This is a genomic window from Mammaliicoccus sp. G-M28 (genome assembly GCF_022386595.1).
GTDB classification, from domain to species: domain Bacteria; phylum Bacillota; class Bacilli; order Staphylococcales; family Staphylococcaceae; genus Mammaliicoccus; species Mammaliicoccus fleurettii.
Map to the genome: position 1 here is coordinate 1 of NZ_JAJNIF010000029.1, position 9,413 is coordinate 9,413.

Annotated in this window: 7 protein-coding genes and 1 riboswitch; of the genes, 1 reads left to right on the plus strand and 6 read right to left on the minus strand. The window is 33.1% G+C overall.

The window, feature by feature from the left end; genetic code table 11:
* Positions 1-155: 155 nt before the first annotated feature.
* From LQ609_RS12455 to xpt, 5 genes are all read right to left on the minus strand, one after another.
* A complete protein-coding gene (locus tag LQ609_RS12455; protein WP_239734838.1) occupies positions 156-488 on the minus strand; it encodes a hypothetical protein in 333 nt (110 codons plus the stop codon).
* Positions 489-660: 172 nt separating this feature from the next.
* Complete coding sequence (gene guaA, locus LQ609_RS12460) at positions 661-2,205, minus strand: glutamine-hydrolyzing GMP synthase (protein WP_239734839.1); 1,545 nt, start codon at positions 2,203-2,205, stop codon at positions 661-663.
* 19 nt (positions 2,206-2,224) lie between these two features.
* Positions 2,225-3,694, minus strand: coding sequence for an IMP dehydrogenase (guaB, locus tag LQ609_RS12465; RefSeq protein WP_078357138.1), 1,470 nt, complete (start codon positions 3,692-3,694; stop codon positions 2,225-2,227).
* Positions 3,695-3,728: 34 nt separating this feature from the next.
* On the minus strand, positions 3,729-4,997 hold the full coding sequence (locus LQ609_RS12470) for a nucleobase:cation symporter-2 family protein (RefSeq protein ID WP_078357139.1): 1,269 nt from the start codon (positions 4,995-4,997) through the stop codon (positions 3,729-3,731).
* A 1-nt stretch (position 4,998) separates the two neighbouring features.
* Positions 4,999-5,574 carry a xanthine phosphoribosyltransferase gene (gene xpt / locus LQ609_RS12475; protein WP_078357140.1) on the minus strand — a complete coding sequence of 192 codons (576 nt, stop codon included), beginning with the start codon at positions 5,572-5,574 and terminating at the stop codon, positions 4,999-5,001.
* 108 nt (positions 5,575-5,682) lie between these two features.
* Positions 5,683-5,785: riboswitch (purine riboswitch) on the minus strand.
* A gap of 253 nt (positions 5,786-6,038) precedes the next feature.
* On the opposite strand from xpt, the gene LQ609_RS12480 reads away from it, so the two are divergent.
* On the plus strand, positions 6,039-7,802 hold the full coding sequence (locus LQ609_RS12480; protein WP_239734840.1) for a DUF2382 domain-containing protein: 1,764 nt from the start codon (positions 6,039-6,041) through the stop codon (positions 7,800-7,802).
* 32 nt (positions 7,803-7,834) lie between these two features.
* Here LQ609_RS12480 and LQ609_RS12485 read toward each other — a convergent pair.
* Positions 7,835-9,413: IS1182 family transposase (locus LQ609_RS12485; RefSeq protein WP_239734841.1), on the minus strand; the 1,579-nt coding region annotated here is incomplete at its 5' end.

Below are 9,413 nucleotides of genomic sequence, written 5' to 3' on the forward strand. Positions count from 1 at the left end.
TCAGCAATTTTACTGAAATCTGCTTTTAACACTACCCTTATCAGCAATTTTACTGAAATCTGCTTTTAACACTACCCTTATCAGCAATTTTGTTGAAAACTGCTTTTAACACATCTCTTATCAGCACTTCAAAATTATTTGAAATATATAATTCATTAATATATATCTTTTTGTTTTATAATCCGTGTATGATTTTCATCTACAATCTCTATATCATAGTAGGCTCTAATAGTTAATTCTAAATTATTCCATCTTTTTTCTTCTTTTGTTTTTCCTATATTAGATATTTTTGTCATGACCCAACTTACACTAGACGTAGAACCATAGGAGAATGCATCTACAATATTTTTATATCCTTTTAAATGTTCCGATTGTGCCATCTCAATTATTCTTTTATTAATTGGAGAAACTACAATAATTTCCTCCATATCATCTTTTATAACACTTTCTAATTCGTCTATGTTCTTAATTCCGGATACTTTATTCAATAGAATGCGCCTCCTTTAATATACTTTTGTGCAAATTTATTTTTATATACTCAATCAAATAAATCCTTATCATATAATAAGTTTATATAAAATTTCCATTTTTTTCAATATTATCAAACACAAAAACAACCCTCTAACTATGGCAGCTAGAGGGTTGTCTTAATTTTATATATTATTCCCACTCAATTGTACTTGGGGGCTTAGATGTAATGTCATAGACTACTCTATTTACGTGATCTACTTCATTTACGATACGGCTTGATACTTTTTGTAAGACTTCCCAATCGATTCTTGCAAAGTCACTTGTCATGCCGTCTATTGATGTTACTGCACGTACGCCGACTGTGTAGTCATATGTACGATAGTCTCCCATAACACCTACTGAACGGATGTCAGGTAATACTGTGAAGTATTGCCATATATCTCTTTCTAGACCTTCTTCACGTACAACTTCTCTAAGAATTGCATCAGATTCTCTCACGATTTCTAATTTATCTTCTGTGATTTCACCTAACACACGGATACCTAGTCCTGGACCTGGGAATGGTTGACGCCATACAAGGTGTTCTGGTATTCCTAATTCTATTCCTAGTGCACGTACTTCGTCTTTAAATAATGTATTAATTGGTTCGATTAATTGGAACTGCATATCTTCTGGTAATCCACCTACGTTATGGTGTGATTTAATTGTTTGTGCAGTTTTTGTTCCTGATTCGATAATATCTGTATATAACGTTCCTTGAGCTAGGAAGTCTACACCTTCTAACTTAGATGCTTCGTCATCAAATACATATACGAATTCATTACCAATGATTTTACGTTTTTTCTCTGGATCTGATACACCTGTTAATTTATTCATAAAGCGCTCTTTAGCGTCTACTCTGATGATATTCATATTAAATCCTTCACCAAATTTTTCCATTACCATGTCGCCTTCTCCTTTTCTAAGAAGTCCATGGTCTACGAAAATACATGTTAATTGATCACCAATTGCTTTATGAAGCAATACTGCTACGACTGATGAATCAACTCCACCACTCATCGCACACAATACTTTACGTTCTCCAACTTGTTTTCTAATTTTTTCTACTTCAATATCAACAAAGTTTTCCATCGTCCAGTTACCTGTACATTCACATACACGACGAATAAAGTTTCTTAATAAGTCGTTACCAAATTCAGTATGACGTACTTCTGGATGGAATTGTACACCGTATAATTTTCTTGATTTATCTTCAATTGCTGCATTTTGACAACTTGGGCTATCTGCAATGATTTCAAAGTTCTCAGGTATATCAATAACTTTATCACTGTGACTCATCCAAACTGTTTGACTGTTAGGTAAACTAAAGAATAAATCATCATCTGATTTAACGTTTAACGTTGCTTTACCGTATTCACGTTCATTCGCTCTTTCTACAGATCCACCTAATAATTTTGTCATTAACTGCATACCATAACAAATACCTAATACTGGGATGCCAAGCTCAAAAATTTCAGGATTAACTGTAAATGATCCTTCTTCATAAACTGAATTAGGTCCACCTGAAAGGATAATACCTTTAGGATTCATTTTTTTAATTTCTTCGATTGAGATTTCATGGTCGTGTAATTCACTATAGACGCCCATCTCTCTTATACGACGCGTAATCAATTGATTATATTGACTACCAAAGTCCAATACAAGAATTAACTCTTGTTCAAAAGCCATTTCCATAATTGTTGTTCTCCTTTAATTAAAATGAGTAGTTTGGTGCTTCTTTAGTAATTTGAACATCATGCGGATGTGATTCTTTAAGTCCTGCGCCAGTCATTCTAATAAACTGAGCATCTTCTCTTAATGCTTCTAAATTAGCTGAACCTGTATAGCCCATACCACTCTTAATACCGCCAGTTAATTGATAGATTGTATCTTGTAGAGGTCCTTTAAAGTCGATTCTACCTTCAATACCTTCTGGAACGAATTTCTTAGCTGTAGTGTCTTCTTGGAAGTAACGGTCTTTTGAACCTTGTTCCATTGCACCAAGTGAGCCCATACCACGATATACTTTGTATTGACGTCCTTGGAAGATTTCAGTTTGTCCAGGGCTTTCTTCTGTACCAGCAAGTAAACTACCTAACATTACAGCGTTACCACCAGCTGCTAATGCTTTAGCGATGTCTCCTGAGAACTTGATACCACCATCAGCAATAATTGCTTTACCATGTTTACGAGCTTCAGTTGCACAATCGTAAATAGCAGTAATTTGAGGTACACCAACACCAGCAACAACACGCGTTGTACAAATTGAACCTGGTCCAATACCAACTTTAACTACATCTGCTCCTGCTTCAAATAATGCTCTTGTACCTTCTTGAGTTGCAACATTACCTGCGATGATTGTTACTTCTGGATATGATTGACTAATTTCTTTAACTACATTTAATACACCTTTAGAATGACCATGAGCAGTATCTATAACAAGTGCATCTGCACCCGCTTCTACTAATTTTTGAGCACGGATTGGTGTATCTTTTGCAATACCTAATGCAGCGGCAACAAGAAGACGTCCTTCTTTATCTTTTGCAGCATAAGGGAATTCAATTACTTTTTCAATATCTTTAATCGTAATTAAGCCTTTAAGTTTACCTTCGTTAGATACTAATGGAAGTTTTTCAATTTTATATTTTTGTAAAATTTCTTCAGCTTCATCTAAAGTTGTTCCAACTGGAGATGTCACTAAATCTTCTTTAGTCATAACATCTGAAATTTTGATGGAGAAGTTCTCGATAAATCTTAAATCACGGTTCGTAATAATACCTACAAGTTCCATATCTTCTTCGTTATTAACAATAGGTACACCAGAAATACGATATTTACTCATTAATGCTTCTGCTGCATATACTTGTTCGTCAGGTGTTAAGAAGAATGGGTTTGTAATAACACCATTTTCAGAACGTTTAACTTTTTGCACTTCGTCTGCTTGATGTTCTATAGACATGTTTTTATGAATAACACCTAAGCCACCTTGTCTAGCCATAGCAATCGCCATTTTAGCTTCAGTAACTGTATCCATTCCAGCTGAGATAATAGGAATATTCAACTGAATATTCTTAGATAATGAAACGCTTAAGTCTACATCACTCGGTAATACTTCTGATTTTGCTGGTACTAATAATACGTCATCGAACGTTAAACCTTCTTTTTGAAATTTGTTTTCCCACATGAATAGAACCTCCACTTATTTATTTTCATATTTATTATTTCACATTTTCAATGTTTTGTTGATTGTTTAATCCATTAAAACACAAATTCAATATAATAGCTGAGAAAGTACCAAGTACTATACCGTTTTGAGTTAACCATGCATATTGTTCTCCAAATGTTTCAAGCGCTTGTGGTACAGCAGTAATTCCAGCACCTATTCCTACAGATACAGCAATTACGAGTAAATTGTTTTGTTTGTTAAAGTCTATGCCTCCAAGCATCTTAACGCCGTAAGCCATAACCATTCCAAACATCGCAATCATTGCGCCACCTAATACAGGGAAAGGAATCATACTTGCTAAAGCACCAAGCTTTGGTATCGATCCACATACAATTAAAAGTGCAACCATCATATACATGATCTGATTCTTTTTAGCTCCCGATAATGATACGAGTCCGACATTTTGAGAGTATGCTGTATATGGAAATGCATTAAATATTGCTCCAATCATTATAGCAATTCCTTCAGCTCTATAACCTTTTGATAAACCTTTCCTAGTGATTGGTTGCTTCGTAATTTCACTCAGTGCGTGATACACACCTGTTGATTCAATAAGACTCACAATTGCTACAATTACAAAAACAATCGTAGTGCCAAATTCGAATTCAAAGCCACTAAATCTAAATGGTCTTGGTAACTCTAACCAATTTGATGTTCTTAAACTTGATGTATCTAATAATCCATAAAATGAAGCAACTATCGTACCAATCAGTAAACCTAATAGTATGGCAATAGATTTTATAAACCCTTTTGATAATCGTTGTATAATTAAAATAATGACTAGTGTGAAGACACCTAGGAATATATTTTTAGCATCTCCATAATTTTTCTCACCTTCTCCTCCAGCTAAATAGTTCATAGCTACTGGCATTAAAGTGATACCGATTATTGTCACTACACTACCTGTAACAACTGGTGGAAATAATTTTACTAAATATGAGAAAAATGGAGAAATTAAGACAACAATAATACCCGATAAGAATATTGAACCATACAAGACACCAATACCATGTGTATTACCAACTAGAATCATTGGTGCAACAGCAGTAAATGTGCATCCCAAGACTACCGGTAGTCCAATACCTATTCCTTTATAAACTTGTAAAAATGTTGCCACACCACACATAAAGATATCAATAGAAACTAAATATGCAACTTCTTCTGGTGTGAACTTAAGAGCAGAACCTACAATAATAGGTACCATTATGGCCCCGGCATACATAGCGAGTAAATGTTGAATACTTAATATAAAATTTTTCATTTTATTCGCCTACCAACTTGACTTCATTTCCTAATAAAGAAGCAACTTGGCAAAGTGATAACACTTCTAATCCTTCAGATTCTAATTTTTCTCTACCTGGTTGGAAACTTTTTTCAATAACAATTCCTATTCCTGATGTTGTAGCATGAGCAGCTTTCACTAAACGATGTAAACCTAATGATGCTTCACCGTTCGCTAAAAAGTCATCGATAATTAATACGTGATCATCTTCATTTAAAAATTGTTTCGAAATAACCACTGTACTTGTTGTATTTTTTGTAAATGAGTGGATATCTGTGTGATAAAACTCAGACGTCATTGTAGATGGTTTTGCTTTTTTAGCAAATAAACACGGAACATCTAAATGTAAAGAAGCCATAATTGCTGGTGCGATACCAGAAGCCTCAATAGTAAGTACTTTCGTAATTTTCTTATCTTTAAAGTGTTCAGTAATGACTTGACCAACTTCGTACATTAACTTTGCATCAATTTGGTGATTTAAAAATGAATCAACTTTAAGAATCTTCTCGTCGATTACCACACCGTCTTCTTTAACTCTATCTTGTAGTGTCCTCACACTACTCGCCTCCTCATTTAGATTAAAAAAAACACACCTTAATCCTAAAAAATAGGTAAGATGAGTAAAAAATAATATAAAACCACACCATTTTAGATAGTCTGATTCCAATGTTATTCATTTACTCATAGTCGTGTCATTTAAGGCAACACGGTAGAAACTTCTAAAGCCATATCCTTCAGATTATATGAGTTTTTAGTAATAAATTATTCATTGATAATAACAAAGTATCAGTATTTTTACAATAGGCAAAACCTTATAATCACGCGATTTAAACAGTATTTAAATAAACTGAATTGTTTAAATAATTAGAAAGTTGGTTTATTTTTGTTTGATTCCTTTCTACAAGGGTATTTGTGAATTATATTGTATTTATATAAACAATATTTATTAAGTTTTAAGCGCAAGAGAATAATCACTATTTATCAGATTTTTACACATTACAAATTTATGGAGGTTTTAGTATGGGTAAAATAGAAAAGTTTAATAACGAAAGTGATTTATTGCAACGTATTGATGAATTAAAGCAAGAAGGCGCAGGAGAAAGTGATTTACAAGTTATCTCTGAGGATAAGTTAGAAGATAACTCTTTAGATTACACAGATGTTAAAGTTAAAAGCTCAAGAGGATCATTTAGTGATAAGATTACGGCATTATTCTCTGGTGAAAGTTCTGAGGAAAGAGTTTTATCAAGTGTACATGTTCCAGAAGAGAAATTAGATGAGTACAAAGCAGATTTAAATAACGGCAAGATCTTGTTATATATTGATAATGATAATTTAGATGATAGTAAAAACTATGATTCAGAACACCCTAAAGGTTCTCAATCAGGAAATGAACATTATGACAATACAAAACCATTTTCAAATGAAGGGAATGAAGAAAGTGGCGTTTCTAAAGGAACAGCTGCTGGTGCAGGCGTAGGAGCTGGTGCTGCTGCAGCTAGTTCATCTAAGAATGATAACGATACTTCTCATGATCAAAATGAATTTGGCAATGCTGATAAAGAAAATGAATTCAACCGTAGTGACGACGTTTCTAATAATGATGTTTCTCGTAATTCAAATGAAGACAATGATTCAAATGGCGTTTCTAAAGGAACAGTTGCCGGTGCAGGATTAGGAGCAGGTGCTGCTGGTGCCGCTGCAGCTAGTTCATCTAAGAACGATAATGACACTTCTCAAAATCAAAACGAATTTGGCAACGCTGAAAGAGAAAATGAATTTAACCGAAGCGATGACGTTTCTAATAATGATTTAACTCATAATACAACAGAAAAAACGGATTCACCTTCATTTGATAATGAAGCAGAAACAGATAGATCTACTGACACTAATCGCTATGGCAATAGTATTGATAAAGAAGAAGTTGCACATGATGATGTAGACAATTCTAATTTTGCTGATAATAATGATGACACTTCCACTTCAGCAAACTTAGCAGGTGCATCAGGACTTGGCGCTGCTGGTTATGCGAACAAACAGTCTGATGAACAAGAAACACAAGTAAACGATGAAGATAATCGTAAAGTATACTCTAGTGATAACGAAAGAGATTTAGAAGCATTAAATAATAGAGAAAAAACAAATACCACATATCGCGAAACGGATAATGTTAAAGACCAACAAGATCTTTCAAGAAATGATGATTCATCATTCTCAAGAGTTCACGATGATGATGTGGAAGCAGAACGTTCAACATTAAATTATGATAAGCCAAATGAAAGTGTTGAGCCACCTGCATCAAACGTAGATACAACACGTGAATCTAATTTCTCAACTAGTCAAAATGAAAGAGATACTAACATTAATGCATCTAATCAATCATTTAATGATGGTACTCGAAATGACAAAGATGAAGAATCTGTTCAATTACATGAAGAACGTTTAAATGTAGATAAAGAGAACGTTGAAACTGGTGAGGCATCAGTTGATAAACGCGTAGTTGAAGAACAAGAAGAATTTGATGTACCAGTTGAACGCGAAGAAGTTACAATTGAACGTCGACCAGTTAATGAGAAAGTTGACGAAGACTTCAACGCTCAAGGAGACGACTCAGTGCGTGTTCCATTACACGAAGAACGCGTAAATGTTGATAAAGAGAATGTTGTATCTGAAGAAATAGTTATCAAGAAAAATAAAGTTCAAGATACAGAGCATGTATCTGAAAAAGTAAGACGTGAAGAAGCAGATATAAACAATCCAACAGACGATAATAATAGACGATAAACTTAATACTTAAGAGGCTGAGACAAAAAGTTTCAGAAATTCAAAAAAAAGACGAAATTCACGATAAAAAGTGAGTTTCGTCTTTTTTTTACTTTGAGAACGTTTTTGGTAGCTCGAAGAGCTACCATTTTTCTTATGTTTGTAGCCATTAAGGCAATCCCTAATTCACGTTTCACTTTTGGTTTCCCTCTAAGAGAAACACGAGTGAAACCCAAAATAGCCTTCAAATATCCGAAAACTGGCTCTACATCAATCTTTCTTTGTTTGTAGATTTTTTCAGTTTCAGGTTTTGAAAGCAACTTTTGTGTCATATGTTTAAAGTATTCCCACACATTATTTTTCATTATTTTTTTATTTGTACTCTGGTATGCATTTTTTCTACATAACTCAAATAGTTCGCAGTTGTTACAATTATCAATTTCATATAACTTGAAATCTCTTTTATATTTATACTTATCGATTCGATAAGCGTATCGTTTGAATGACAATCTGCGATTGTTCGGACATATGAATTCATCTCTTAGTTCATCATACTTCCAATTTTGTGTGTTATATATGTTTTCTTTATATTTCTTGGTTTGTTCTTTTAGGTACATACTATAAGTTATCAATGGTGTTCTGTTAAATTGTTCTAGAATCGTTTTATAATTTTCCTCACTGCCGTAGCCAGCATCTGCGACAATATAGTTAGGTAGATTAAAATAGTTATTTCTAATATTATTTAAAAATGGTGTAAGTGTTCTAGTATCTGTTGGATTAGGAAATATGTCATAAGATAAAACAAATTGTGAATTTGTAGCAATTTGTAAATTGTATCCTGGTTTTAATTGTCCGTTCATCATGTGGTCATCTTTCATTCTCATAAAAGTTGCATCATGATCTGTTTTAGAATAGCTATTTCTTTCACCTAATATATCCAATTGTTTTTGATATTTTATTTGCCTATCGATATTTTCACTTAACAATTTTTTAGTCTTTTTTATTTCCATTCTTTCTGAACGCATCGTTTTTCGTTCTGCTATATCTTTAGAGTTGCTAATATCATCGTTTAAATCTTCGATTTTTTCTTCTAATCTGTTTTTGAATTCATAAAGAGTTTCAAGTGTAATATCTTGGGTCTCATCTTTTAACTCAGGTATTACTTCATTTACTATGGCTTCACGATAGATTTCTTTTGATTGTTCAACTACTTTTTTATTAAATCTTTCTGTGTTTTTTCTCCAAACAAAAGTGTATTTATTGGCATTTGCTTCAATTTTAGTACCGTCTATATAAATACTTTCCTCATCAATAAGGTTTTGTTCTATAAGTTGTGTTCTAAAATTTATAAATAGTGATTGTAATAATCGATCAATTATAGGATTAATTCTGAAACGATTTATCGTTCGATAAGAAGGTGTTTGGTTCTGTGACAACCACATCATACGAACACTGTCTTTAAGAAGACTTTCAATTCTTCTTCCAGAGAAAACAGATTGTGTATATGAATAGAGTATAATCTTTAACATTAATTTAGGATGATATGAGGATGCACCACGAGCGTGAGTAAATTCGTAGAATTCTTCATTAGGTATCGTTTCTACAATTTGATTTACAAAATACGCAATATCA

What these genes read in the sequence shown, in the direction of transcription:
- guaA (WP_239734839.1), bottom strand. Translation starts at nt 2,205, where the DNA reads ATGGAAATGGCTTTTGAACAAGAGTTAATTCTTGTATTGGACTTTGGT.
- guaB (WP_078357138.1), bottom strand. Translation starts at nt 3,694, where the DNA reads ATGTGGGAAAACAAATTTCAAAAAGAAGGTTTAACGTTCGATGACGTA.
- LQ609_RS12470 (WP_078357139.1), bottom strand. Translation starts at nt 4,997, where the DNA reads ATGAAAAATTTTATATTAAGTATTCAACATTTACTCGCTATGTATGCC.
- LQ609_RS12480 (WP_239734840.1), top strand. Translation starts at nt 6,039, where the DNA reads ATGGGTAAAATAGAAAAGTTTAATAACGAAAGTGATTTATTGCAACGT.